The organism is Advenella kashmirensis W13003, assembly GCF_000506985.1.
In the GTDB taxonomy this organism is placed as follows: Bacteria; Pseudomonadota; Gammaproteobacteria; order Burkholderiales; family Burkholderiaceae_B; genus Advenella; species Advenella kashmirensis_A.
Genome location: NZ_KI650979.1, coordinates 37,472 through 61,875, shown reverse-complemented (window position 1 = coordinate 61,875; position 24,404 = coordinate 37,472). Strand labels below are relative to the sequence as shown.

Here is a 24,404-nt window from a genome sequence, read left to right as displayed (position 1 = left end):
TGTCAGACCATCAACATTTTGAGTAAATAAGGGAACGCACTTTGCACGGCAAAAAGCAATATAAGATACAGCGCAAGATCGAACAGAGCCGGATGCCAGACCAGACGGTACAGGCCCAGGCGGGAGAGCAGAGCGCTGACGGCTTTTGATATCACAAGTGTGACTAAAGCAAGGACCAGCAACCATGGGATATACAACCCCTGAATATCAATTTCACCGATCATCATTTGGCCTGTGACATGTGAGCATTTAACGGACCGTGGAAGGGAAAGTTTGCTGTTTGCGGGAACAACCCGCGACGCAATCCAACCATGGCAACGACAGCGCGATCGTGCGAAGGGCCGATCGCCGGCGTCTGTAAAACATGCGCGAGCGTGCCGTCAATCTGCTGCAAAAGCGCGTTATCGGGCTGCTGTCCTGATTTGCGCAAATAGGATGCGAGTGCATCCAGCAAGTGCCTGATCGAACCGGCCGTTCGTGGCAGGGACGGTAATGCCGATTGCAATACGGCGATGTCGTTGCCGATTCTGAGCGCAAGCAAGGGGTCAGCGACCTTGCTGTCTTCCTCGCGAGCGTTGGCGGGCAGGCGGGTTTGCAGTAATCCCACGCGATCGAGCATGCGCGAAGTCAAATGGGGTGTCAGCAGCAGGCGTTTGGTGGAGGCCAGAGTGAGCAGATCGTGCCGGTTGGCATTCTGAATCCGCAGCACTGCACGTTCGGCGCTGATTGTACGAAACAGGCTGGCGACCAGCGCCGCCACGAGCGTGCCGGCGATCTGACCGGTAATGCTGTTCAAGTAAATGTCCAGTGTGGCCTGATTGACATCCATAAGCGCCAGCGATCCCAATACGCCAAACAGTAGCGCCATCGCTTTGAGCGCATAGGCCGGACGCACGGCCAGCGCGGACAGTACGAACACCGTGGGGAAAATAACCATCGCCAGCATTTCAAATGAATGTACGGACGGCAGCGCCACCAGCAGATAGAAAGCGGAAATGGGAATGGAGTAAATCGTGTAGCGCAGAAAAATGCGCAGCGGTGGTACCGGGTTGTCCAGTGTGGAGAAAAAGCAGCTGAACACTGCGGCCATCATGGCGGCTGTACCGCCCTGGGGCCATGCAGTAACGATCCAGAACACACAGCAGACGCCGATGGCAATAGCCGCCGCCATCGCCGATTGCAGCGCAATGCCACGATCGATATGCAGATCGGCCGTGCGGCGGGTCGAACGCGATTCGTCGCTCGCTTTTTGTATCCCGGCATCCAGATCCGCCCGCATTTGCAAACATTTTGCGTAGGTGTTGACCATCTCATGCAAACGGGTCGCAAGACTGGCCAGCAGCAATGTTTCCCATTCGGTGTCAGACTTGATGTCTGGTGTAATCGTGTCGATGGCGCTGTGTAAGGTTTGCAGTTTGCCTGGTTCAAGAAGCGTGCCCGCTTCCACGCATTCGCTGATTTGCGCCAGTACATGTTGCCAGTTTGTCGACAAGGTTTGTCCGGTGTCCTGCAGGGCGTTCAGTCTGTCTTCTATCGAGGAAATGGTCGGCGTCAGGCTGATAATCCGATTGAGCAAAGCCCGCAACAGATGCGCAGACCAGCGTATATTGCTCGTGTCGTAGGGGATATGTGAGGCAGTCAGACGCAGTTGTGTGATGTCATTGGCCAGCTTGCGGCGGTCCTGCTTGTCATTTTCCGGTATCGGGCCGCGCAGTGCTGAGATCATCCAGGCGCGTGCGTCGGCCAGGGCCTTGTCCAGCCCGCCGATGACCACCGGTGCGATACTGCGCGGCAGAATAATGGTGTGAACCAGCGCCGCGCACATGATGCCCAGGCTGATTTCTTCCACGCGGGAAATGCCCTTGTCGAAGAGCCCGAGAGGATTGTCCACTGCAGGAAATCCGATCAGTGCGGCTGTGTAACCTGCCAGCATGAAAACATATGAGCGCGGCGTACGGTCAAGAAGTGAAATATACAGACATCCACCGACCCACAGTGCCATGGCGGCGGTAGTCAGCAAGGGGCTCTGGTTCAGATTCGGGACAATGGCGACGGCAGCGGCCGACCCAAGCACGGTACCACCCAGCCGATAGAGCGCTTTGGAGCGGATACTTCCCGCCCAAGGCTGGGTCGTAACAACATAGGCGGTCATCATGGCCCAGAACGGATTGGCCAGGCCGATGCTATATGAAATATAAAGCGCCATCATGGCGCTTATATAACATTTGAATGAGAATAGCGTCTCGTCGCGGGTAAATAATTTCATTTGGGATCGCCCGAATGCTTTCCTGCTGCCTTACCGACTCCACAGGTGTCGCGGCGTATTGCTGCGAGTACGCGCAGAAACGCGTCGGCGTCTTCTCTGGATACGCCTTTGAATACGGTGCGCCGGAAACCGAGAAGACGTTTATCGATGTCATTAGCGATACGTCGGCCCGTTTCCGTCAGATGCAGGGTCTTGCTGCGCCCGTCTTCAATATCCAGTTTGCGTACGGCCAGACCGCTGGCTTCAAGCTGATCCAGCAGGCGCACCAGTGAGGGGGCTTCGATGCCCAGTTCTTCGGCCACCGCCTTTTGGCGTACGCCTTCGCCCAGCCGTCTGATGACGACAATCGGCCATGCCGTGGCCTGGGATACGCCAAGCTCTGCCAGCATTTGATCGGCCGCGGCACGATAAGCACGTGACATTTGGAGCATGCCCTGACTCATGGCCATCAGAGTGGCGTCGGACGGCAGATTGGTGTTTGTCGGCATGATGAATATGGAAAATAGATTAGTTAGCTAGCTAATTATTATACGGATGGCAACTGAATTAAAACTGAACTGCCGGCAAATCGCGATATTCGATTAAACATACGGGGCCGCGGTCGCTATACAGTATCCAGGTCATTACAGTCGTATTCTGAAGTGCCCGGCCGGTTATGCTTTATTGTTACACTGGCAAGGTGTTCAATACAGGACAGGATATTTCTTATGACGGGACCATTATCTGAGCAGGAAAGAACATTACTGTATTCGCTGATCGCCAGGCGGCGCAGCGTGCGGGACTACGATGACAGTGCGATCCAGCAACAGACGCTCATGCGCATGCTGGATGGGGCACAAGGCGTCACCGATCAGGACGGCGGACGTGGCGCGCCGTCGGCACATGCCTTGCATCCCCTGGGCCTGACCGTCATTGCCCGCCGGATACAGGACCTGGCACCAGCCATTTATGGATTCGATCCCGACAATCACCAATTGAATCGCCAGGCTGAACTCCCTGCTGCAGGCAGTCTATTGCAAGTTTCACTGGCCGATGATGTCTGGCTCGAAAGCGCAGCCGCGATCATAGTCATCACAGCGGATCATGAACGAGCCTTGCGTCATTTTGCAGATCAACAGTCCGACGGACAACGGGGCGCCCGTTATATTGACGTGGAAGCCGGAGCCGTCGCGCAGTCCTTATACTTGGCTACGCTGGTGGAAGGGCTGGGTGGGGTGTTGGTGATGGGCGTGGACGACCAGGCGCTGGCCCGGCTGTTGCCGCTGCCGTCCGGGCACCGCGCCGTGGCCCTGTTCTGCCTGGGGCAATGCCGATCGTAATTAGCGGCTAACCGGCGAGCCGGCTTGTTATGATGGCCGGCCAATATGCATTTAGAGGAGCCTTGAATGAGCCAGGACGATAACAAGAGTAGGAAAGACGCAAGACCGCGCATATTACTGCTATCGGGCAGCATTCGACGACAATCCTATAACACTCGTCTTGCCCGTTGCATGTCAGTTGCGGTGCAAGAGGCCGGTGGCGATGCGACCTTGATCAGTCTGGCGGATTATCCGATGGCCATTTATCATGGCGATGACGAAGCGGAACGAGGGTTGCCCGATGCGGCACGCCGGTTGCGTGCGCTATTCAAATCGCACCATGGCGTGTTCTTTGCATCTCCCGAAGAGAACTCTTCGATCTCTGCGTTGCTAAAAAATACGCTCGATTGGGTATCCCGGACGGATGGAGACGAAGCCGGAAAGGTGCCCTATATGGGCAAGATTGCCGGCATTGGGGGCGCCACGACAGGGGCATCCGGCACGAAATTGGGCCAATTGCATTTGCGTTCCGTGCTATCGGGTTTGGGTATGTTGGTATTGCCGGCGATGGTCGGCATTCCTTTTGCTGCCAATGCCTTTGATGAAACGGGTACGTTGGTGAGCGAAGAGCATCGGGCCGCCGTTGAAGGTCTTGCGCTCGCACTGGTCAATACCGCGGCGGCCATTGGCGTTACTTCGTCGTAGCCGCCAGAGTGGGTTGGTATACCTGATGGACATATCGCATGAAATGCGCCAGATCCGGCGTACTTCGGTGAGGTACCTTGGCCAGATCATCCCAGCGGCGCAAGCGCAGAGCGGCCTGCGCATGGGGGCGTTGCTCGAACTCGGCAACCTGCGTCTCGCTGAAAATGCCGCCCTGAAGTTCCAGGCTGTGTACTGATGCAGGCGATAGTGTAGAGAAATAACTGGCATCCAGGGCGCACAGGCAACGCTTGGCGTCCACATGCAATTTAATGGGTTCGATCATGGCGTCCGGAAAGTCGCGCTGCAGAAAAGGGACCACAGCCAATTGATGACGGTGGTCTGCTGCAGGGAAGGCATTGTCGCGATCCTGGTTACGGGCTTCAAGAATGTGGCCAAGGTCGTGGAGCAGGGCTGCGGCGATGAGAGTATCCGGAGCCCCTTCTGATTCGGCCTGGCTGGCAGCCTGCAAGGCATGCTCCAATTGTGTCACCGCTTCGCCATCATAAAGCGAGGCACCGTATGTTTCGTAGAGCGATTGAATTTCGTCGGGGGTGAGATTCATGGCACGATCCGGTCTGTATGCAAAAGATTAAGTTTACGCTCTCTGGATGACAGGAGATTGACGCGATAAGAGGCGATTTCAGATGTAATCTATGTTGCCGACTGTCCCAAGCGAGCTGTATCAATGGTACCGGCTTGATGCGCAACAAGTCGCGGTGCCTTAGTCTGCGTCGTCGCCGATTCGGTCAGCAAAAAGGGCAGCAAACGCCGCAGGGTCGTTGTAGTGTTTTTCGTGCCCGAGTCTTTCCAGTGTGTCACCGCGCTGGATCACAAACGCAGGAAAACCCTGGGCGCCGGCGTAATGCATAAGCGTCAAAGTGCTGTCCAGATGATTCTGGATATGTTCATTTAGCATCTCGTTGTATAGTGGGCTGAATCGATCCCGTTCAACGCCCAGCGTACCTGCCAGTCCGCCAAGGGTCTCTTCCTGGACAACCGCAAGACCTTCGCGATAATGCGCATGCTGAATCGCCTGCAGCATTTCCGGCTCGAGTCCGGGCGCCAGGCGGCCCACGGCAAGAATGGCTGCAATGGGTGGCAGGGAGTCGTAAATGGTGTCATCGCGCGCCAGCAGCCCGTTCAGGTAAGCCTCGCCGAATATCTGTCCTGTCATGTCTGCAATACGCGCATCGGCTTGTCGAATCATGGTCCGCTTGCTTGCAGGCAGTTTCATGCGCTGGAACAGGCCTCCCGCATGCATTTCAAATGAAAACCGCTCACGTAGCGGACTTTCCAGAATGTTGTTTAGCAAGGGTTCTGCAGCATAGCACCAGCCGCAAAGAGGATCGTATATGTAGTGCAGTCGGTTTTTCATGGTGAGCATTTCATCGTTTAGCCGTAAACGGCAGAAATTGACACAAGTGCACGAATTGGCACTAGACTGTCCATATTACGCCTCGAACCGGGACACGTGGGCCAATCCGTGCGTACAGTATGATCGCCGGTGACCGGATGAGCGGGCAGTTCAAATGACATTTGAAATCGAATTAACCAGGGAGCGAGGATGGATACCGTACAGAACCAATATGAAGCCGTTTACCATGCACCCGAGACGAACGCTTTGCGCGATGATCTGGCGCTGGCTTTGCGAGCGGCGGCCTTTCATGATTTTTCGGAAGGCGTTTGCAACCATTTCAGCGCTGAGGTACCCGCCTGTTCGGACTGGTTTTTGCTGAACCCGCGTGGCTTCCAGTGGTCTGAAATCCAGGCCGAGGATATCGTGATGGTTGACGCGCAGGGCAACAAGCTCTGGGGCAAACACGAGATCGAACCCACGGCGCTTTTCATTCACGCGGCGGTGCACCGGATTGCGCGCAAAAAATGTGTCTTGCATACCCACATGCCCTATGCCACCGCGCTGACCCTGACTGAAAATGGCGGGCTCGATCCGCTGCTATCGCAAAATGCCATGCGGTTTTACAACCGGATCGCCATTGACCGCACCTATAATGGATTGGCCCTGGATCACGCAGAGGGCGAGCGGATTGCCCATGCCATGAACGGGGCCGATGTCGCCTTCCTGGCCAACCACGGGCCGATTGTGTGCGGAGAAAGTGTTGCCTACGCCTATGACGATCTTTATTACCTGGAGCGTGCTGCGCGGGTCGAGGTGCTGGCGCATTCGTCGGGGCTGCCCCTGACGCCGGTGGACGAGCACAAGGCTGCCGTGGCGGCGGAGCAAATTCAGCAGGAACGCTTGCAATCGACATTGTTTTTCGAGTCCTTGCGGCGCCTGCTGTAAATCAGAGTATTGTTTACCCGTCGATGATTCTGGTCATCCAGGCATCAATCAGTTGTGCGATCTGCTGGTTATTTGTATCCATCATCATGACATGTGAATTACCTGTAATTCCGATGGCGGGCAGCGATAGCACTTCGGCGCTGTTTACAGTGGCAGCAAATTGCAGAATTTTCTCCCGCAGTAAGCGCCATCGGTTGTCGGTTTCAATATTGTCGCCAAGCACAATCAGCGCAGGCGTGCGCAACTCGTCGAATTGAATTTGGGGGATGCCCGCCGGTTCGATGGCAACCAGCGCCCGCAGCTGATCGGGATTTCGCGCCGCCAGCTGCAAAGCTAGCGGACCGGCCTGCGAATGACACAGGAGGCTGGCCGTTCCCACTTTTTCCAGTAATGCCTCGAAGGCCGCTATCATGGCCTCATTGGTGTGTGTCCAGCGAGGGACCATCTGTTTGGTGAATTGGTCGAAGGCATTTAGCGGAAAGCGCGTATTTGGATAGGCGCTGCGCCGCGATGGATCGTGATCGTAACTACCGACGCGGTCGCCAATACGAAACCGGCTGTATATATCGTCGACGGTCTGCACAACCGGTTTTTCGGGCCAGATTTCCGGAACCGGTGCAAATCCGGACCGACCGCGTTCCACTGCGTCGCATAAATATACATCCCAGCCACGGTGGATAAAAAAATTGGCCCAGCCTTCGCGGCCGTCCGGCGTTGTCTCCCAGGCGGCGCCGGACATGCCGCCGCCGTGCCAGAATATGAGTGGCCCCTTGCCGTTCGGCTGTGCGGGAAGAAAGTACTGCACATACATTTGCTCAATCATGTAGGTGCCGTTCAGGTTGACGCTGACAGGCTCGCCGCCGGCGCTCAAGACACGGTGGTATTCGGGCTGGCCGTGCAGTTGTACCGTTCGGCCGCCGACATGGAAGGAGCCCATGTCCCTGAGAGAAATGGGGGAGTGAGATTTTTTCATACCCGCTACAATGTACCGTGTATCACAATCGTGATTACCGCCATTCTGTGTCCTATTTGGCTGTGATGTTGTTTTCTTTGATCAGCCTTGCAATCTTGCTGGTCTCGGATTTCAGGAACGCGTCCAGGACCTGGGGGTTGCCTCCGGCGATGTCCACACCGAGGTCGGTAAATTTTTTCTGCACATCAGGGTCTTTGAGCGCAGTATTGAAGGCCGCGTTCAGTTTGGATATATTATCTTCAGGCGTGCCTGCAGGTGCCAACAGGCCGAACCAGGGCGTGATCAGCATATCAGGGTAGCCGGCTTCTGCAAAGGTGGGGACGTGGGGAATGGCGGGGGAGCGCTTTTTGCTGGCAACGGCGAGGGCGTTTAGCCGACCGCCTTTGATACTTGCCAGAGAGGCCGGAAGATTATCGAAATACATATCAACCTGTCCACCCAGCAGATCGCCCGCTACTTGGCCGGCGCCTTTGTAGGGGATATGAGCAATGTCTATATCGGCTTCGCGCTTGAGCATTTCAATTCCAATGTGTGCGGAGCCGCCGATACCCGAGGAAGCGGCATTGATTTTTCCCGGATGGTCCCTGGCATAAGTCACAAAATCCTGGATTGACCGGGCGGGTATCTTTCGGGGATTGGTGACCAGTACGCTTGGCACCGTGCCGACCATGACCACGGGCGCGAACTGCTTATCCATATCGTAGGGCGCAGGCTTATATAGCGAAGGCGCGACCGCGCAGCCATATGCGCACATGACAAGTGTATAGCCGTCATTTTTGGCACGAGCAACCGACTGGATGCCGATCGACCCGCCCGCGCCAGCCTTATTTTCAACAACAACAGACTGCTTGAGCAGCTTTGACGCTTTTTCCCCCATGATGCGAGCCAGAATGTCCGGGGTGCCGCCAGCCGGGAAGGGCACCACTATGCTGATGGTGCGGGCCGGGAACGTTTCGGCCCAGGCTGGATTGAATGTCAGGCCTGAACAGACAAGGGCGGCCGCAAGTGTAATGTTATTTCTGCCGGTGATAAGTTTCATTTTTTGTCCCATTTTGATGTTTGACATTTTCAACCGGAAAGCAGGCCAGCTCGGCTTGTTTTTACTTTGTGCGGCCAGTGACGCTGCTCCCGGAGGCTATACCTGGTACCGTCCATTGATGTACGACCCGGTGTGCATTCTAGCAACTGGGATAATATTAATATAATGATTTATTCTCATAATTTGCATATCATAAATGGTATGGATAATTCGCCATCGCATCTGAAAAACCCGTATCCCGCTTTGCGCCGCCTGAGTCTTAGCCTTTTGCTTACCTTTGATTCACTGATGCAAACGCTCAGCGTGACCGAGTCGGCACAGCGATTGCACAAAAGTCAGCCCGCGGTTAGCCGGGAACTGGGTCGCTTGAGAGACTTGCTGAACGACCCCCTTTTTGTGGTCGTTAAAAAGCGTCTGGTGCCGACAGAGCGCGCGCTGGCACTTCATCGGGCATCACATCAGGCCCTCGCAGCTTTGGAAGCGGCGGCCGGAAGCGGACAACCTTTCAACCCTGCATCGTTGACGGGTGTCATCAGCATCGGCGCAGCGGCGCATATTGAGCTGTTATTGGCAGCTCCTTTGACGCTGGCGTTGCAGAAGGCTGCCCCGCACCTGACTGTCCGCTTCCAGCCAGTGCATGGGGACTTCGTGCCGGATGATTTGGATTCGGATACGATGGATCTGGCAATCGGACTGTTTCAGACGCCGGGAAGCAAATTCCGGCATTGGATGTTGTTTGAGGATGAACGAGTCTGTGTGGTTTCATCAGCTCATCCGCTGTCCCGACATGATGAGCTTACGCTGGACGACCTCGGAAAGATCAAGTGGCTGGCGTTTTCCCACATGTACGGCCAACAGACCAACTTTACCCGAGCTCTGGACGATATCGATAGTCACATGCCATTTACCGCTTATGTATCCAATTTCGGCATGGCGCCGCATTTTTTGCTGGAATCGGATTACGCAACCACGATGCCCAAGCGCATTGCCGAAAAGTATCAACGGTATTTTGATTTGACGCAAATTCGCCTGCCGGAGGTGCTCCGGCACGCCTCCATGAAAATGGTGTGGAGCGAAAAGAATGAATATTCGAAATTGAACCAATGGCTGCGCAACACTACGCAAGCCATCATTGCAGATATTGTGGCCTCCTGAACCAAAAGGCGACTTATGCCGAACATCGGTGTTACCCGTAAGTGCACGCTGTACTTGCAACCGGACGTACTTTATCGTTCCTCATTGCCATCAGCGCATTGACGACACTGGCCAGCGGCATGAGTGCTGACACACAGGGAATCCATTGCAGGCCGCGATCTGGGGCAATGACCATGCCACCCGCCCGCCCGCGCAGCCACCCATGAACGGGGGCCGATGTGGTATAAGCGGACAAATTGTCTCATCATAATTCATGGGCATGCAAAGCCAAGTACAATAGGTCAACTGTGATATCAGCAGGACTGGAGCGGGCTCGCTGGCTATGGGCGGAACCTTCCAAGACAGCCCTGGTCCGTGGACTGCGCATAAGTTTCATTCCTCCTGGAGCAGCAAATGGAGCTGGACACCCTGACTCTGGCCCGAATACAGTTCGGGTTCACGATCTCATTTCATATTATTTTCCCTGCCATTACGATAGGGCTCGCCAGCTATATGGCGGTCCTCGAAGGCTTATGGCTCAAAACCGCCAATACCGTCTATCGGGACCTGTACCATTTCTGGTTGCGGGTATTTGCGATCAATTTTGGCATGGGCGTGGTATCGGGTCTGGTCATGGCGTATCAGTTCGGTACGAACTGGAGTTATTTCTCGGACTTTGCTGGCGGGGTCACCGGCCCGCTATTGACCTACGAGGTCCTGACCGCGTTCTTCCTTGAAGCCGGTTTTCTGGGCGTGATGATGTTCGGCTGGCACCGTGTCGGCCCAAGGCTGCACTGGTGTTCTACCATCCTGGTTGCGATTGGCACGCTGATTTCTGCAACCTGGATCCTGGCATCCAACAGCTGGATGCAAACGCCGCAGGGGCACGAAATAATTGATGGCACGGTGGTGCCTGTCGACTGGCTGGCGGTCATCTTCAACCCCTCCTTTCCCTACCGCCTGATTCATATGGTCATCGCGGCGTTTCTGGCGACCGCGCTGCTTGTGGGGGCGGTGGCGGCCTGGCATATGTTGCGACGGAATACGCAGCCGGCCGTCAAAAAAATGTATTCGATGGCCATGTGGATGCTGATCATCGTGGCGCCCATTCAGATTTTCGTGGGTGATTTACATGGTCTCAATACGCTTGAACATCAGCCCGCCAAACTGGCTGCAATGGAAGGACATTGGGAAAATGGCCCAGCAGGCGAGGGCGTGCCCCTGGTGCTGTTTGGCTGGCCGGACATGCAGCGCGAAGAAACCCGCTTCAAGGTGGAAGTGCCCCGTCTGGGCAGCTTGATTCTGACCCACAGTCTGGATGGTCAAATTCCCGCGCTCAAGGAATTTGCGCCCGAGGACAGGCCGAACTCCACTATTGTTTTCTGGACGTTCCGGATCATGGTCGGACTGGGCATGCTGATGCTGCTGCTGGGTGCGCTGGCGCTGTATGCACGCTGGAAGGACAGGCTCTATACCTGTACGGCACTTCACCGCTTTTCCGTCTATATGGGTATAAGCGGTGTGGTGGCGATTCTGGCGGGTTGGTACACAACCGAAATTGGCCGCCAGCCCTGGATTGTCTATAACGTGATGCGCACGGCCGATGCGGTCACGCCGCATAGTGCGCTGGAACTGACCATTACGCTGATATTGTTCATCGTCGTGTACTTCGTGCTATTCGGTGCCGGCATTGTGTACATGCTGCACATTATGGCCCAGGGGCCACAGCCGACTCCCCATCTGGAAATCGATGGCGGCGGACCCGGCGAGGCGCGCACACCGGCAAGACCGCTGTCGGCGGCGACCGATCACGATGAAGAACCACGTGTATCGAATCAGGGAGACCATCATGGGCATTGATATTTCACTCTTGTGGGCCGTGCTCATTCTGTTCGGCATTATGATGTATGTGATCATGGACGGATTCGACCTGGGCATTGGAATACTTTTCCCTTTTATGCCCGCCCGTGAAGATCGTGATGTCATGATGAACACGGTAGCGCCCGTCTGGGATGGCAACGAAACCTGGCTGGTGCTGGGTGGTGCGGGTCTGATGGCGGCTTTCCCGCTGGCCTATTCGGTCATATTGAGTGCATTTGCCATGCCGTTGATCCTTATGTTGCTGGCACTTATTTTTCGCGGCGTGGCGTTCGAGTTTCGCTTTCGTGCCAGTGATGCGCGTCGGCGCTGGTGGGATGCCGCCTTTATTGGCGGTTCGTTGCTGGCGACCTTTTTCCAGGGCATCACACTGGGCGCGTTTATCGAAGGCATCAAAGTCGTTGATCGCGCCTATGCCGGTGGTCCGCTGGACTGGCTGACCCCCTTTACCGTCTTTACCGGTATCGGACTTGTCATCGCTTATGCGCTGCTGGGTTGTACCTGGCTTGTTTTGAAAACTGAAGGTGATTTGCAGAAACGCATGATTGGCATGGCCAGGCCGCTGACGCTCGTATTGCTGATCGTCATTGGCATTCTGAGCGTCTGGACGCCGCTGGGCAACGGTCTCATCTACGATCGCTGGTTCACGTTTCCCAATGTGCTCTGGTTTGCTCCGGTCCCCATCCTGGTTGTGCTGGTGTGCTGGGGATTAATCCGCAGCCTGAATCACGATCCGCATGCCGAGCCGTTCGTTTATACACTTTGCATGGTTTTCCTGGGCTACAGCGGCCTGGGCATCAGCGTATGGCCGAATATCATCCCGCCCGATATTTCGATCTGGGATGCTGCGGGCCCTCCTGAAAGCCAGGGCTTTGCATTGGTGGGCGCGTTGTTCATTATTCCGTTTATTCTGATGTATACATCCTGGGCCTATTATGTATTTCGCGGCAAGGTCAAGGCAGGGACGGGTTACCATTAATGCCACACAAATCCAATCGCCATTCCCAACAACCAGCAGGCAGCCGCAGCCGGTGGCTGTGGTTTGTGGGCCTGTGGCTCGCCGGTACGGTTGCATTGCTGGTGTTTGCTTATCTATTACGCGGTATCATGTCTGCCGTTGGAATGACAACCTGAGTTTCCAGATGAGTCCTGATCGTTTAACGTTTATCCGCCAGTTACCCAAAGCCGAATTGCATGTGCACATTGAAGGCACACTGGAGCCGGATCTGATTTTCCGACTTGCCCAGCGCAACGGCGTGACGCTGCCTTATGCTGACGTAGACGCGTTGCGTGCGGCCTATCAATTTACCAATCTGCAATCGTTTCTTGACCTGTACTATGCCGGTGCGGCCGTGCTGCTGACAGAGCAGGATTTTTATGACATGACCATGGCTTATCTGACGCGCATCGCGCAGGACGGCGTCGTGCATACTGAAATCATGTTCGATCCGCAGACGCATACCGAGCGGGGCGTGCCGATAGCCGATGTATTCGCGGGTATTGCGCGCGCCTTGCGCGAAGGGAAGGCAAAATGGGGCATCACTTCCTGCCTGATCATGAGCTTTCTGCGGCACTTGTCCGAGCAGGCAGCCTTTGACACGCTGGATGAGGCGTTACCTTTGCGCGCAGATTATGCCGATGTATGGCTGGGGATCGGTCTGGATTCGGGCGAACAGGGCAATCCGCCGGAAAAATTTGAACGGGTATATGCGCGTTGTCGCGAACTGGGTTTTTATCTGGTTGCCCATGCGGGTGAAGAAGGGCCCGCAGATTATGTCAGCGGAGCACTGGACAAGTTGAATGTCATTCGCATCGATCACGGTGTGCGCAGTGAAGAGGACCCGGCGCTGGTGGCCAGGCTGGCTGCCCGCCGCATTCCCCTGACCGTCTGTCCCCTGTCGAATCTGAAACTCAAAGTGGTCAACGATATGCGAGAGCATAATTTGAAGCGACTGCTTGACCAGGGTCTGTGTGTGACGATTAATTCCGATGATCCTGCCTATTTTGGCGGCTATCTTCTGGACAATTACGTCGCCGTGGCACAGGCGCTGGATCTGGATGATGAAGATCTGGTCAAACTCGCGCGCAATAGCATGGACGCTCGCTTTCCAGTGTTTGTATCACAATCTTGATTTACAGGCTCGGGCGATTTCATTTGCTCAATGCCCCTTGGTGTCACATTTTTTGCGCTTGTGTATTCAGAAAAACAGCACCCTTGGCGGTCACATTTTTTCGCGCTTGTGCATTCGAAAAAACTGCATCATCAGGCTGGATGCATTCGGGCCTTCACTGCTATTGAAATCCAGGCGACTGTCGCCACCGCTCCAGGCATGGCCAATCTTGCGTATTTGACAATAGCGCACAATGCTTTTGCGGGAGCGCCTGAAATCAAACCGGGTGTATTCGCGTCTGGTGTGTTCCCCCACCTGTTTCTCTTCAGGCTGGGCATGTTCATCAAAGCCATTCAACCACGCAAACTGGCGGGCAAGCTGTTCGCCATTATTCGCAGCGACCACCCGGTCCAGCTGACCCTGCAGGATAAGTGCGGGCAGATACACCTGAGTTGGGCCTGGATGATCCGGTATTGTCCTGAGCGCTGTCAGCGGGTCATTCAGTGTGCCGCGACGCATGGTCTGCATGCCGCTGGTCAGACTGGTAGCGTTGCCCATAACGGGCCCTGAATGCAAGGCGACGGCAGCAAATAACGCAGGATGCCGCAAGGCCAGCAAGCCACTCATGCCCGCGCCGGCTGACATGCCTGCCAGATAGACCCGTGTCTGGTCCAGTTTGTGCCGGGCGACCAAGTTCTGTACTAGCGAGGCAATGGCGTCGGCTTCGGCGTAGCCATGATGAGCGTCGGGCAAATACCAGCGCCAGCAGCGCAGGCTCTGACGCTGCCTGGATTGTTGCGGATAAATGACCACCATGCCTGCTTTGGCCGCCAACTGGTTCATCCGTGTTCCCTGTGCAAACTCGGTGGCAGTTTGCTTGCAACCATGCAGCATGACCAGGACGGCACTGCCCTTGACTTCGTGTTCGGGTGGCACATACATGAAATAGGTCAGTCGCTGGAAAAACAGGGTGATTCTTGCAGGGACCTTGTAGATTCGTTCCGTCCATGATCCATGGCGAAACGGAGGCGGCACGGGCTTTTTCGCCTTTCGACGCAACGCGGCAGGCGTCACGCCCAGCAGCGGGTTGTGATTGAAGGCCGAAGCGGCCAGCTTCATATTCGATTGTGTTGCCCTGATCAGCGCGTCGCTCTGCTGACGCGCGATTTTGCGGGCCGTCTTCAGAAAGATGGAGCTCATGCTGCGAGCCATATGCGTTATCCCGGTTTAGGGTGGTCAAAATTGGTCATTCGTGTCGGCGGGGCCGCCAGGAGCGTCTGTCCCTGCAAGAAATACTAAGCGACCAGTGTGAAGATATCACGTAAGTTCGCAATCGTTACTATTTCCTGTCAGGGTCGGCGTTGCAATGCGTGTCAGCCACCACACTGGTCTGCTGTCTGCCGGGCACGGGAGAGCGGGCAGATCGTTCAGTGAGAGATGAGCCGCACCGGTATGCACCCGCGCAGCGCGTTGGTCAGCACAATGGCGTCAGCCTGGTGCAGCATGGATTCGGTAATCCGCTCCTGGCTGACGTGATCCGTTCCCAGATACGGTTCCGGATGCTTGAGTACCTGGGCACGCATGACACCCGGCAGAACGTCCAGGGACAGTGCGGGTGTGATCCACGCCCCCTGATAGTGAATGAAGACCGAGCTGCGTGCGCCTTCCAGCAGGTAGCCATCGTGATTGAAATACAGTACGTCAAAATCTCCGGATTTGACAGCGTGTTTCAAATCATCGTCATAATGTTGGCGCCATGTTGTTTTAAAACGACGCAGGAGGTCGTGGTTGGGGAGAATGCGGGGTGCAATACGTGTTGTGGCCATCGCGACTCGGTCTGCAGATGTCGCCGAGTCCGAAGCAGACGCCGCAGTCGCAGCCGCAGCGGATGCTGGCGCTGATGACATGGCCGACACCGACACGGATGCCGACGCCCCAGCGCTGTCCAGCGCAAAGAACTGGATATCGCACTTGCCATTATGGAACAAAACGGCCCGCATGCGCAGGCTGGCATGAGTCGCTTGTGCATTGACCGCATGCTCCATTTGCTGCGTCAATGCGCTCTTGTCTGCGGTAAAGCCCAGCGCAGCAGCCGATGTGCACAGCCGTTCAATATGCTGCTCCAGCAGGGCGCAACGTCCCTGTTGCACCAGCATGGTCTCGAAAAGCTGGAACCCGGCAGGCAGACCGCGCAGAAAGCGCGACTTCCAGTGGATTTCTTCGTATTCCGATTGAGCAGTGCTATCGTAGACCAGTCCGCCGCCGACTCCCATAACCCCTTTACACGCCAGGGAATGATCGTTGTTCGGCTGCAGGCAGAGTGTCCGAATGGCAACATTAAAACTGCCGCGGGCACGCAAGGTGTTGGCGGCCGGCTGAAGGTAACCGATGCTGCCGGTGTACAGACCGCGCGCACCGCCTTCGCTGTCGGCGATGTAGCGCATGCTCATTTTCTTGGGCGCACCGGTGATGGAGCCGCAGGGAAAAAGCGCTTCAATGATATTTGCCATAGTGACTTGTGGACGCACGTCACATCGGATGGGGGTGGTCATCTGCAGCACCTGGCCGAAGCGTGTAACTTTGAACAGTTCTTCTACCCGTACGCCGCCGGGTCGGGCGAGCATGGACAGGTCGTTGCGCAACAAATCAACAATCATCAGGTTTTCTGCCCTGTTCTTGCTATCTGCCCGCAACTGTTCGCTGCGTATGTCCAGCGGCTCGCCGTCGCTGTAGGGCAGCGTTCCCTTCATTGGTTCTGCGCGCACAACACCATCTTCTTCAATACGGATAAACAATTCCGGAGACAGGCAGAGTGTCCATGGGTCGGCAGGCAGATGAGGCAGCCAGGCCAGGACGCCATAGGGCACCGGCTGTTTAGCGCGCAAAGTACGATATATCGACATCGGCGAGCCGTAAGTGTCGAAGGACTGCCTTGCCGTGTAGTTGATCTGATAAAAATCGCCGCAAGCAATGGCTTCGCGCAGCCGTTCAAACTGCTGGCGATAGCTGTCAAACCCCGGTTTCAATTGCAGATTGCACAAGCCGGCAGGCTGGTCCTGCGGATCGTGCGCATGTGCCTGTTGGGCCAGCCATGCGTCAATCTGTTCGCCTGCCAGGGGGGTGGCGCGCGAAAACCAGTGAATGTGCAAGGGTGCGTGAGCGGCGGCCGCCGCGTCCCCGGCTTGTCCAAATTCGTAGGGAATAAAAATGGCCGCATGCAACCCTGCGTCCCAGCCGTGGTTAAGCACGCTGTCCAGATCGGATAGCTGTGTGCCATGCAGGCTCTCATGGCGCACGAATTCATACAGCAGTGTAGCCTGTTGAGCGACAGCGTCGTCAAACAATACGAAAGTCTTCAGGGTGTTCATAGAGTGCGAGGATACCCGATTTACGTGTTCTGTTTGCGCGTAAATTGCCAAAGAAAATACAGGGCGCCGATGAATGTGGCAATCAGGCCTGTGGGAATTTCGTACGGGAACAGAAGTTGTCGGCCAACGTGATCGGCGCACAGCATGATGATGACTGCGATAATCGAGGCGGCCAGCAATTGCCGGCGCAGGCCATGGAACCCCATGCTGCGTGCCAGATGCGGTGCGATCAGGCCGACGAAGCTGGTAGGGCCGATTGTTACAGAGGCCAGCGTTGTCAGTGCAGCGATCAGAAGAAACAGCAGGGTGCGTGTCAGCATGGGGCGCTGGCCGGTGGCACGCGCGATCGGGTCGCCCAGTCGCAGCAGGCTCAGCGGGCGTCGGGATGCCAGGGCCAGCACGACCAGCAACGCACATAAGCCGTATCGTATGGGCAGATCGCTTTGCAGCAGGCTCATATACGTGTCGCCGGAAATCCAGACCAGCAATTGTTGAATTTGTTGCATGCCGCTGGCCAGCGTCAGGGTCAGCAATGAATTGAACAATTGCGTGAGCGCCATTCCGGTCAGCAGGATTTTTTCCGGTTGAAATTGATTGCGTGCGTTGATCAGCATCACGAAGAGCAGGCTGATAAAGGCGCCGACAATGCCGCACACCAGGTACAGGACGGGTGACGGCGCAGGCATCAGCATCATGAGTGCGATCAGTCCCATGCCGGTACCCGAGGTCACGCCCAGAAATTCGGGCGAGGCCATGGTGTTGTTGGTCATATTCTGAATCAGCGTGCCGGCGCACGCAATCGCGATGCCAAACAGAATGGCGGTCTGGGTGCGGCTTTCGGTGAAGAGGGCAATGGTTGGGTCAATTTTTCCGAGCACCATCCAGTTGCCTGCGACGTCATGTGTGAGATGCGGTAACAGAAAAAAGCAGGCCAGCGCAAGCGCGATTAACAGAAGCAGCCGGATTCTGAGCGGCCCGGCGGCGTAGCGTGTACCGGCGTGCAGCGGCGCGACTTTCTGGCGTGTGTGGCTGCGCTGCTTCATCAAAAGCAGGAGCAGGATCGGGACACCCAACATGGCCGTCACTGTTCCGGTCAGGATGCTGTTGGGCCAGACGTGGGTGACCAATTGCAGGGCCGAGTCGGTAATGGACAGCAGCAGCGCACCAAAGAGCAGGGCATAGCCCCATTGCCGGCGGATATCGGTCACCCCCAGCGTACGCGCGATGACTGGTGCAGCCAGGCCCACGAACCCGATCACGCCGACGCTGCTGACTACGATTGCAATCAGAAAGGACACCAGAATGAATCCGCTCACGCGCACCAGGCGGACATTTACCCCGACACTTTTCGCAAGTGTGCCCTGCAGGGCAAACGCTCGCAGCGATGGCAGCAGAAACCACGACAGGGGCAGGCATAACAGGGTTTGCCAGCCGGCCCGCAGAGCCGGCTGCCACGAGTCCTGGCTCAGCGACCCCGCGCCCCATACGATCAATCCGTAGAGCCGGTCCGGATTGAGGATCAGATACATATTGCTCAGCGTGGTCAGCAGCAGCGAGAGCATAAGCCCGATCAGAATCAGAGTGTTGCCTGCATTGCCGGCGCGCCGGATAAAGAGCAGAATCACCAGGCTGGCGATCAGACTGCCCGCCATGGCCAGCAGCGTGGAGTCAAACAATTGTGATTCCGGGAAATACATCATGCCCAGCAGTAACGCAAATTGCGCACCGCTGCTGGTGGCCAGTGTATCCGGTGCCGCCAGTGTATTCTGCGTAATATTCTGCAGGATGAAACCGGCCAGGCCGAGGCAGAGGCCGCAAAGCAGCGCCATTGCAATCCGCGGCAGGGTGCCATGCCAGAAAACCAGGTGCTGCATGGCTGCATGGGAGACTTCACCCGCATCTTGCAGATCCAGAAAGATGATCGCACTCATCATTATCAGCGCGATTGCCGAACCGGCAATCGCGAGTCCTTTGGCTGACAGTGTATATCTCATTCGTGATATCCGGGAAAACGGAAGGAAGCACCCTGGTCAGTGTTCGTGTCCTGGGCAAGCAGCCCGTCGCGGACCGTTTGCGCAAAGCGAAGCACCGTATTCAATCCGCCCAGCGTCCACACGGGTTCGGTGAGAATGACCCGGTCGTTGCGCACGGCCGGCAATGCCTGCCAGATGATGTTTTCATGCAGTTTTTTGGGAAGGTCGGCAGGAAAGGGTTTGATGACAAAGAGTGTGGTGTTTTCGGGCAAGGAGGCAAGGCGGGGCAGATCGGCGCTTTGAAATCCCCATTGGTTGACAGGCGCGGTCCAGGCATTTTTGACGCCGATTTTTTCCAGTGCCGTGGAAAAAAGACTGGGCTTGCCATAGATCCGTACGTTGCGTGCATCAATGAACTGAATGATGGCAACAGGCCGGCCCCTGTGCTTGGCCAGTTGATGACGAATGGTATCGAGCCCGTCACCAACGTCGGTAATCAGTTTTTCGGCCTTGTCCTGATGCCCGGTAATTTCGCCGATCTGCAACGCGAGTTCGGTCAGGTTTTGATAAATATCCTGGCCAGGGGTGTAGACATCCAGCAGGGTGGTCGGACCGATTTTCTCCAGTAATGCCTTGACGAACGCATAATCCTGCGAAGCCAGAATCAGGTCCGGCGCAAGGCGGATCATTCTGTCAGGATTGGGCTGCGCTCGCATGCCCAGATCCAGCGTAGACGCAGGCATTGCAGGCGACTGGCTCCAGACTTGATAACTGGCCTTCTCGGCCAGTGCGGCCGGAAAAATGCCCATGGCAGCCATGGTTTCGGCGACGGTCCAGTCCAGTACTGCGATACGCTTTGGCTTTGTGTCGGGCCCTGCCTGTGCACCGGGCCGGTCCGCAATGGGTGGCGATACTACGGCAGAGTCGCTTGCAGGGGCGGAAAATGCCAGGCTTGTCAGCAGGCATGTGCTTAGGGTCAGGAGCAGGCGCAATACAGTTTGCATGGGATTGTGCCGGCTCAATTGAAGGCCAGTTGAACGCCGGGATGGGCAGGATGGGCGACCAGTTGCAGATCTACGTCATAAATATGACGCAGTTTTTCGGTATCCAGCAAAGCCCCGGGCGGTTCTGCATAAATCAGCCGGCCGGCACGTAGCGCGAGCAACTGGTCGCAATAGCGGGTCGCCAGATTAATATCGTGAATGACCGCGATCACGCATTGGTTTTCTTCGTTGGCCAGCCGATGCAAGAGCTGCATGACCTCAAGCTGGTGCTTCAGGTCCAGCGCTGCCAGTGGCTCGTCCAGCAGAATATAGGGCGTGTTTTGGGCCAGCAGCATGGCAATCCATACCCGTTGACGCTCTCCGCCGGACAGGACATCCAGCGGCGAAGACATGAATGCTTCGGTGTCGGTCAGGGCGATGGCCCGTTTGATGGCGGCGTCATTGTCGGGGTTACCGTTACGCCAGATGCTGTTCCAGGAATATCGACCCAGTTCGACCAATTCCAGCGCGGTCATGTCCGGGATGACAGGTGTATATTGCGGCAAATAAGCCAGTTTACGTGCGTATTGGCGGTTCGACAGCGTGTCTATCCTGGCCTTATCGAGCGAAATGATGCCCTGCGACGGTGTGTGCTCACGCGCCAGCAGCTTGAGCAGGGTCGATTTGCCCGAGCCATTGTGTCCGATCAGGCCATAGAATCGGCCTCGTTCGAAGCGGGCGGTCAGGGGGTGGAGCAGGGTTTTTGACGAGGTTTGAAAACCGGCGTTTTCAATCTGGATCATTGCGTATCCGGGAGAATAAAATCAGTATCGGTATTGTAAATGGTTCTCAATACCTATCTGACCATTTTGGCTTGATGTAGCGGTTTTTCCCGTCAGGCGGGTAAAAAAACAAGGCCCGTCTTGCAAACGGGCCCTGAGCGCGATCGGTACAGTCTGAAATCAGCGGATCGGCAAGCCGTATTGCAGGCCACCCTCGGTCCACAGGGCGTTCAGGCCCCGCTTGATTTTCAGCGGGCTCCCCTGGCCGACGTTGCGTTCAAAACTTTCCCCGTAGTTCCCCACTTGCTTGATGATGTTATAAGCCCATTTTTCGTCCAGCCCCAGGTTCTTGCCCGCGCCTGGCGTAGTACCCAGCAGGCGCTGGATGTTCGGGTTGGTGCTTTTGAGTTGTTCATCTACGTTTGCCGTCGTCACGCCCAGCTCTTCGGCATTGACGGTTGCCTGAAAGACCCATTTGACGATATTGAGCCAGGCATCATCGCCTTGCCGCACGAACGGGCCCAGCGGCTCTTTGGAAATGATTTCAGGTAGCACTTCGTAATCGTCCGGAGCGGACAATTTGGAGATGCGGATCGAGGCCAGGCCTGAGGCATCGGTGGAGAACACATCGCAGCGGTTGGTGGCAAAAGCGTTGACCACTTCGTTGAACTGGTCAAAGACCACAGGTTTATATTCGACCTTGTTGGCACGTGCCCAGTCGGCAAGCGTGTTCTCGTTGGACGTCCCGGTTTGCAGGCAGATGGTTGCCCCATTGAGTTCTTTGGCGCTCTTTACCCCCAGTTTCTTGGAGACAAGAAAGCCCTGGCCATCGTAAAAATTGACGCCGGCGGCAATCAGTCCCAGTGCCGTATCGCGTTGCTGGGTCACAGTGGTGTTGCGGGTCAGAACGTCGACTTCGCCCGATTGCAGTGCGGTAAAGCGTTGCTGCGAGTTCAGCGGCACAATCTTGAATTTACTGGCGTCGCCAAACACGGCAGCGGCGATGCTTTTGCACAGATCGACATCCAGCCCCTGCCATTCGCCCTTGGCATCGGGCGCAGAAAAGCCGGCAAAGCCGGTTGTGGCGCCACACACGACGGCGCCCCGCTGTTTGACATTATCCAGGGTAGCTGCCTGGGCGGATCCCGCCATGGCCAGCGTGACGGCAAGGGTGGTCAGTGAAGCTTTGATAAGGGCAGGCATAACGGACTCCAATTCAGATTACAGCGTAAATCAAGAAGGTATACCGGTTTTTCAACCTGGGAAAACAACCAATTTGTCCAATCTTATTACCTTATGTAATAAAAGAAAAGATCAGGGGCGACGGACAGCGTATTCCTGCTCAGACTGCGCGCATGCGCAAAGGTGCAGCGGGCCTTCGGAGGTGACAGTCGCTTACTGTCTGTTCTGCTTTTCCTGTTTGCTTTCCCGCCATATTTTATAAATATGCCAGGCCATGGGCAGGACTGAAACAATGACGATTCCCAGTGTGAACAGCGACAGATTGTCCTGCACCCATTGGATACGACCCAGGAAGTATCCCGCGGTGACCAGCAGGAAAATCCACAGAAAGCCGCCCAGAACGTTGTAGAACGCGAAATGGCGGCGATCCATGCCGGACAGGCCCGCCAGAAACGGTGCAATGGTGCGCACGATCGGAATGAAGCGCGCCAGCGTAATGGTGGAACCGCCGTATTTTTCAAAGTACGCATGGGTCTTGTCGATATGGCTTTGTTTGACCCAACCCTTGCGCACCAGCGTCTGCCCCAGCGCGGAACGGCCGATGGTGTAGTTGACGTAGTCGCCGATAACGGCTGCAGCAAACAGCATCACCATATACCAGAATGGGGCAATGCCACTAATCCCCATAAAGGCACCCACCGCAAAAAGCAGGGAATCGCCGGGTAAAAAGGGCATGACCACCAGCCCGGTTTCCAGAAAAAGAATCAGTGCAACCAGACAGATGCCCCAGCTCCAGTGATCATGAAGCATGGCCATCAGGGCCTGATTGTCATGTAGCCAGCCAAAAAGCGAAGAGAAATTCATAGACCTTATTGTGGTTGGGATGGGCGCGCGCATGCGAAAGCAGGCAAGCCATTGAAGAGATTGGACTAATAGTAATATGGAATAGGTATTTATACCGTTGGCGCGTCAAATTATCATAAATTTTTACAACGAACAGGCTATGATAAATGCTCGTTCTCACAACCAGGGAGTGCAGTGATGTCCAAGAAAATTCTGATGCTTGTTGGCGATTATGCTGAAGACTACGAAACTATGGTGCCGTTCCAGTTTCTGCTGGGGGTCGGGTACGAGGTGCACGCCGTCTGCCCCGATAAAAAAACCGGCGATACCATCGCGACGGCGATACACGATTTCGAAGGTGACCAGACCTATTCGGAAAAACGGGGACACAATTTTGCGATCAATCACGATTTTGCCAAGGTGAACACAGCCGACTATGCCGGACTGGTCATTCCGGGCGGGCGCGCGCCTGAATATTTGCGCAACACGCCACGCGTACTGGAGATCGTGCGGGAGTTCGATGCGGCCAAAAAGCCCATCGCGGCGGTCTGCCACGGCGCGCAGATTCTGGCCGCTGCCGATGTCATTAAAGGGAAAAAATGTTCCGCCTATCCGGCCTGCGCGGCCGAAGTGACCCTTGCCGGCGGCCACTACCAGGACATCGCCGTCGACAGCGCCGTAACTGACGGTCATTTGGTTACCGCTCCGGCCTGGCCTGCCCATCCGGCGTGGATGGCGCAATTTATCAAGGCGCTGGGCGCGACCGTCACGATCTGAGCGCATTGACTTCCGAGGTACGATACAAGATGTATACCCTGCATATTGCCAATAAAAACTACTCTTCATGGTCACTGCGTCCCTGGATCCTGCTGCAGCAGCTGGGGATTGCGTTTCACGAAGAGCGCCATCCTTTTCAGGCCGATCTGCAGGCCCAGCGCAAGCTGTTTTCGGCCTTTTCACCGACCGCGAAAGTGCCGGTTCTGCAGGATGAACAGATCACGGTGTGGGATAGTCTGGCGATCGCCGAATATCTGGCTGAACGGCATCCGCAAGCATGGCCGCAGGATCCGCTCGCGCGCGCCTGGGCACGCTCGGCCGCCTGCGAGATGCATGCCGGATTTACCGAGCTGCGCGAGCGTTGCGGCATGAATTGCGTGGTGCGCGCAAAACCCAGGTCCATGACCGTCGAGCTGAAAGCCGATATAGACCGGCTCAATACGCTTTTTATTGACGGCTTATCCCGCTTCGGCGGACCGTTTCTGGCAGGCGAGGCCTTTACTGCGGCAGATGCCATGTTTGCACCTGTCGTCTTCCGTATCCAGACTTATGACCTGCCGATGCAGCCGCTTGCCGCCGGGTACGTCGCGCATGTTCTGGCTTTGCCAGCCATGCAGCAGTGGTATGCGCAGGCACTTGCGGAAACCGACATCGACCAGTCACATGAAGAGGATGTTCTGCGTTATAACGACTTGATTCATGATGAACGGTCTGCGGGCGTGCGCTGAACGGTCCACGCATTTACGTCGCAATAGATGAGACGATTGCAGGTGTCCTGATTTATATCAAA

General features: G+C 56.0%; 25 protein-coding genes. 10 read left to right on the top strand and 15 right to left on the bottom strand.

Translation table 11 applies throughout. The annotated features are described in order from the left end of the window. Positions 1–2: 2 nt before the first annotated feature. The 3 genes from W822_RS24525 to W822_RS24515 are packed head-to-tail and all read right to left on the bottom strand — an operon-like array spanning position 3 to position 2,754. Entirely contained in the window at positions 3–224 is a 222-nt protein-coding gene (locus W822_RS24525) for a DUF1656 domain-containing protein (protein ID WP_024003128.1), read from the bottom strand. After that, the gene (locus W822_RS24520) at positions 224–2,266 is read right to left on the bottom strand and encodes an FUSC family protein (RefSeq protein WP_024003127.1); all 2,043 of its coding nucleotides are present in this window, start codon (positions 2,264–2,266) and stop codon (positions 224–226) included. Before W822_RS24520 ends, W822_RS24525 begins: the two co-directional genes overlap by 1 nt. Further along, positions 2,263–2,754 carry a MarR family winged helix-turn-helix transcriptional regulator gene (locus W822_RS24515; RefSeq protein WP_034279354.1) on the bottom strand — a complete coding sequence of 164 codons (492 nt, stop codon included), beginning with the start codon at positions 2,752–2,754 and terminating at the stop codon, positions 2,263–2,265. Before W822_RS24515 ends, W822_RS24520 begins: the two co-directional genes overlap by 4 nt. A 219-nt stretch (positions 2,755–2,973) precedes the next feature. Here W822_RS24515 and W822_RS24510 point away from each other — a divergent pair, with 219 nt between their 5' ends. Beyond that, positions 2,974–3,585 (top strand): SagB/ThcOx family dehydrogenase, encoded by a 612-nt coding sequence (locus W822_RS24510; RefSeq protein ID WP_024003125.1) that lies wholly within the window; start codon positions 2,974–2,976, stop codon positions 3,583–3,585. Between the two features lie 66 nt (positions 3,586–3,651). Next, positions 3,652–4,269, top strand: a complete 618-nt coding sequence (locus W822_RS24505; RefSeq protein ID WP_024003124.1) for an NADPH-dependent FMN reductase — start codon at positions 3,652–3,654, stop codon at positions 4,267–4,269. Here the strand turns inward: W822_RS24505 and W822_RS24500 are convergent. Beyond that, on the bottom strand, positions 4,256–4,831 hold the full coding sequence (locus tag W822_RS24500; RefSeq protein ID WP_024003123.1) for a phosphonate degradation HD-domain oxygenase: 576 nt from the start codon (positions 4,829–4,831) through the stop codon (positions 4,256–4,258). The two genes, W822_RS24505 and W822_RS24500, sit on opposite strands and share 14 nt — an antisense overlap. Before the next feature lie 159 nt (positions 4,832–4,990). Next, positions 4,991–5,644: a DsbA family protein gene (locus tag W822_RS0123025; protein ID WP_172642752.1), complete on the bottom strand. Its 654-nt coding sequence runs from the start codon at positions 5,642–5,644 to the stop codon at positions 4,991–4,993. Between the two features lie 189 nt (positions 5,645–5,833). Here W822_RS0123025 and W822_RS24495 point away from each other — a divergent pair, with 189 nt between their 5' ends. After that, positions 5,834–6,571, top strand: a complete 738-nt coding sequence (locus W822_RS24495; protein WP_024003121.1) for an aldolase — start codon at positions 5,834–5,836, stop codon at positions 6,569–6,571. A gap of 13 nt (positions 6,572–6,584) precedes the next feature. On the opposite strand, the gene W822_RS24490 is transcribed toward W822_RS24495, so the two are convergent. Continuing rightward, a complete protein-coding gene (locus W822_RS24490; RefSeq protein ID WP_024003120.1) occupies positions 6,585–7,544 on the bottom strand; it encodes an alpha/beta hydrolase in 960 nt (319 codons plus the stop codon). Between the two features lie 52 nt (positions 7,545–7,596). Beyond that, positions 7,597–8,583: a Bug family tripartite tricarboxylate transporter substrate binding protein gene (locus tag W822_RS24485; RefSeq protein WP_024003119.1), complete on the bottom strand. Its 987-nt coding sequence runs from the start codon at positions 8,581–8,583 to the stop codon at positions 7,597–7,599. A 201-nt stretch (positions 8,584–8,784) separates the two neighbouring features. Here W822_RS24485 and W822_RS24480 point away from each other — a divergent pair, with 201 nt between their 5' ends. Then, entirely contained in the window at positions 8,785–9,738 is a 954-nt protein-coding gene (locus tag W822_RS24480) for a LysR family transcriptional regulator (protein WP_051401562.1), read from the top strand. A 31-nt stretch (positions 9,739–9,769) separates the two neighbouring features. Here W822_RS24480 and W822_RS46270 read toward each other — a convergent pair whose 3' ends face one another. Then, positions 9,770–9,973, bottom strand: a complete 204-nt coding sequence (locus tag W822_RS46270; protein WP_024003117.1) for a hypothetical protein — start codon at positions 9,971–9,973, stop codon at positions 9,770–9,772. Positions 9,974–10,131: 158 nt separating this feature from the next. Between W822_RS46270 and W822_RS24475 the strand changes: the two genes are divergently transcribed. Genes W822_RS24475 through W822_RS24465 form a run of 4 tightly spaced genes read left to right on the top strand, consistent with a single transcriptional unit; the run spans position 10,132 to position 13,727 of the window. Next, positions 10,132–11,577, top strand: coding sequence for a cytochrome ubiquinol oxidase subunit I (locus W822_RS24475; RefSeq protein ID WP_024003116.1), 1,446 nt, complete (start codon positions 10,132–10,134; stop codon positions 11,575–11,577). Further along, positions 11,567–12,574 carry a cytochrome d ubiquinol oxidase subunit II gene (gene cydB / locus W822_RS24470; protein ID WP_024003115.1) on the top strand — a complete coding sequence of 336 codons (1,008 nt, stop codon included), beginning with the start codon at positions 11,567–11,569 and terminating at the stop codon, positions 12,572–12,574. The genes W822_RS24475 and cydB overlap by 11 nt, the downstream gene beginning before the upstream one ends. Then, on the top strand, positions 12,574–12,729 hold the full coding sequence (locus W822_RS46765; RefSeq protein WP_024003114.1) for a DUF2474 family protein: 156 nt from the start codon (positions 12,574–12,576) through the stop codon (positions 12,727–12,729). The genes cydB and W822_RS46765 overlap by 1 nt, the downstream gene beginning before the upstream one ends. 8 nt (positions 12,730–12,737) lie before the next feature. Continuing rightward, positions 12,738–13,727 (top strand): adenosine deaminase, encoded by a 990-nt coding sequence (locus W822_RS24465; protein ID WP_024003113.1) that lies wholly within the window; start codon positions 12,738–12,740, stop codon positions 13,725–13,727. 90 nt (positions 13,728–13,817) lie between these two features. Here the strand turns inward: W822_RS24465 and W822_RS24460 are convergent, their stop codons facing one another. From W822_RS24460 to W822_RS24440, 7 genes are all read right to left on the bottom strand, one after another. Then, on the bottom strand, positions 13,818–14,918 hold the full coding sequence (locus W822_RS24460) for an extracellular catalytic domain type 1 short-chain-length polyhydroxyalkanoate depolymerase (protein ID WP_024003112.1): 1,101 nt from the start codon (positions 14,916–14,918) through the stop codon (positions 13,818–13,820). A gap of 215 nt (positions 14,919–15,133) precedes the next feature. After that, positions 15,134–17,074 (bottom strand): bifunctional chorismate-binding protein/class IV aminotransferase, encoded by a 1,941-nt coding sequence (locus tag W822_RS0123015; protein WP_034279351.1) that lies wholly within the window; start codon positions 17,072–17,074, stop codon positions 15,134–15,136. A gap of 20 nt (positions 17,075–17,094) precedes the next feature. After that, positions 17,095–19,068 (bottom strand): iron ABC transporter permease, encoded by a 1,974-nt coding sequence (locus W822_RS24455; RefSeq protein WP_031241930.1) that lies wholly within the window; start codon positions 19,066–19,068, stop codon positions 17,095–17,097. After that, entirely contained in the window at positions 19,065–20,051 is a 987-nt protein-coding gene (locus W822_RS0123010; protein ID WP_024003109.1) for an iron-siderophore ABC transporter substrate-binding protein, read from the bottom strand. The genes W822_RS24455 and W822_RS0123010 overlap by 4 nt, the downstream gene beginning before the upstream one ends. 14 nt (positions 20,052–20,065) lie before the next feature. Beyond that, positions 20,066–20,833, bottom strand: coding sequence for an ABC transporter ATP-binding protein (locus W822_RS24450; RefSeq protein ID WP_024003108.1), 768 nt, complete (start codon positions 20,831–20,833; stop codon positions 20,066–20,068). Positions 20,834–20,992: 159 nt separating this feature from the next. Further along, positions 20,993–21,964, bottom strand: coding sequence for an amino acid ABC transporter substrate-binding protein (locus tag W822_RS24445; protein ID WP_155848107.1), 972 nt, complete (start codon positions 21,962–21,964; stop codon positions 20,993–20,995). Positions 21,965–22,207: 243 nt separating this feature from the next. Beyond that, on the bottom strand, positions 22,208–22,858 hold the full coding sequence (locus W822_RS24440; protein WP_024003106.1) for a VTT domain-containing protein: 651 nt from the start codon (positions 22,856–22,858) through the stop codon (positions 22,208–22,210). A 177-nt stretch (positions 22,859–23,035) separates the two neighbouring features. On the opposite strand from W822_RS24440, the gene W822_RS24435 reads away from it, so the two are divergent. Both W822_RS24435 and W822_RS24430 read left to right on the top strand, forming a co-directional pair. After that, entirely contained in the window at positions 23,036–23,614 is a 579-nt protein-coding gene (locus W822_RS24435) for a DJ-1/PfpI family protein (protein WP_024003105.1), read from the top strand. A gap of 29 nt (positions 23,615–23,643) precedes the next feature. Beyond that, on the top strand, positions 23,644–24,342 hold the full coding sequence (locus W822_RS24430; RefSeq protein WP_024003104.1) for a glutathione S-transferase family protein: 699 nt from the start codon (positions 23,644–23,646) through the stop codon (positions 24,340–24,342). Positions 24,343–24,404: the final 62 nt, after the last annotated feature.

What these genes read in the sequence shown, in the direction of transcription:
- W822_RS24445 (WP_155848107.1), bottom strand. Translation starts at nt 21,964, where the DNA reads ATGGCGGGATCCGCCCAGGCAGCTACCCTGGATAATGTCAAACAGCGG.
- W822_RS24520 (WP_024003127.1), bottom strand. Translation starts at nt 2,266, where the DNA reads ATGAAATTATTTACCCGCGACGAGACGCTATTCTCATTCAAATGTTAT.
- W822_RS24430 (WP_024003104.1), top strand. Translation starts at nt 23,644, where the DNA reads ATGTATACCCTGCATATTGCCAATAAAAACTACTCTTCATGGTCACTG.
- W822_RS24505 (WP_024003124.1), top strand. Translation starts at nt 3,652, where the DNA reads ATGAGCCAGGACGATAACAAGAGTAGGAAAGACGCAAGACCGCGCATA.
- W822_RS24490 (WP_024003120.1), bottom strand. Translation starts at nt 7,544, where the DNA reads ATGAAAAAATCTCACTCCCCCATTTCTCTCAGGGACATGGGCTCCTTC.
- W822_RS24440 (WP_024003106.1), bottom strand. Translation starts at nt 22,858, where the DNA reads ATGAATTTCTCTTCGCTTTTTGGCTGGCTACATGACAATCAGGCCCTG.
- W822_RS24500 (WP_024003123.1), bottom strand. Translation starts at nt 4,831, where the DNA reads ATGAATCTCACCCCCGACGAAATTCAATCGCTCTACGAAACATACGGT.
- W822_RS24435 (WP_024003105.1), top strand. Translation starts at nt 23,036, where the DNA reads ATGTCCAAGAAAATTCTGATGCTTGTTGGCGATTATGCTGAAGACTAC.
- W822_RS0123015 (WP_034279351.1), bottom strand. Translation starts at nt 17,074, where the DNA reads ATGAACACCCTGAAGACTTTCGTATTGTTTGACGACGCTGTCGCTCAA.
- W822_RS46765 (WP_024003114.1), top strand. Translation starts at nt 12,574, where the DNA reads ATGCCACACAAATCCAATCGCCATTCCCAACAACCAGCAGGCAGCCGC.
- W822_RS24485 (WP_024003119.1), bottom strand. Translation starts at nt 8,583, where the DNA reads ATGAAACTTATCACCGGCAGAAATAACATTACACTTGCGGCCGCCCTT.
- W822_RS24510 (WP_024003125.1), top strand. Translation starts at nt 2,974, where the DNA reads ATGACGGGACCATTATCTGAGCAGGAAAGAACATTACTGTATTCGCTG.
- W822_RS24475 (WP_024003116.1), top strand. Translation starts at nt 10,132, where the DNA reads ATGGAGCTGGACACCCTGACTCTGGCCCGAATACAGTTCGGGTTCACG.
- W822_RS24515 (WP_034279354.1), bottom strand. Translation starts at nt 2,754, where the DNA reads ATGCCGACAAACACCAATCTGCCGTCCGACGCCACTCTGATGGCCATG.
- W822_RS24525 (WP_024003128.1), bottom strand. Translation starts at nt 224, where the DNA reads ATGATCGGTGAAATTGATATTCAGGGGTTGTATATCCCATGGTTGCTG.
- cydB (WP_024003115.1), top strand. Translation starts at nt 11,567, where the DNA reads ATGGGCATTGATATTTCACTCTTGTGGGCCGTGCTCATTCTGTTCGGC.
- W822_RS0123025 (WP_172642752.1), bottom strand. Translation starts at nt 5,644, where the DNA reads ATGAAAAACCGACTGCACTACATATACGATCCTCTTTGCGGCTGGTGC.
- W822_RS24455 (WP_031241930.1), bottom strand. Translation starts at nt 19,068, where the DNA reads ATGAGATATACACTGTCAGCCAAAGGACTCGCGATTGCCGGTTCGGCA.
- W822_RS0123010 (WP_024003109.1), bottom strand. Translation starts at nt 20,051, where the DNA reads ATGCAAACTGTATTGCGCCTGCTCCTGACCCTAAGCACATGCCTGCTG.
- W822_RS24460 (WP_024003112.1), bottom strand. Translation starts at nt 14,918, where the DNA reads ATGGCTCGCAGCATGAGCTCCATCTTTCTGAAGACGGCCCGCAAAATC.
- W822_RS24495 (WP_024003121.1), top strand. Translation starts at nt 5,834, where the DNA reads ATGGATACCGTACAGAACCAATATGAAGCCGTTTACCATGCACCCGAG.
- W822_RS24465 (WP_024003113.1), top strand. Translation starts at nt 12,738, where the DNA reads ATGAGTCCTGATCGTTTAACGTTTATCCGCCAGTTACCCAAAGCCGAA.
- W822_RS24450 (WP_024003108.1), bottom strand. Translation starts at nt 20,833, where the DNA reads ATGATCCAGATTGAAAACGCCGGTTTTCAAACCTCGTCAAAAACCCTG.
- W822_RS24480 (WP_051401562.1), top strand. Translation starts at nt 8,785, where the DNA reads ATGGATAATTCGCCATCGCATCTGAAAAACCCGTATCCCGCTTTGCGC.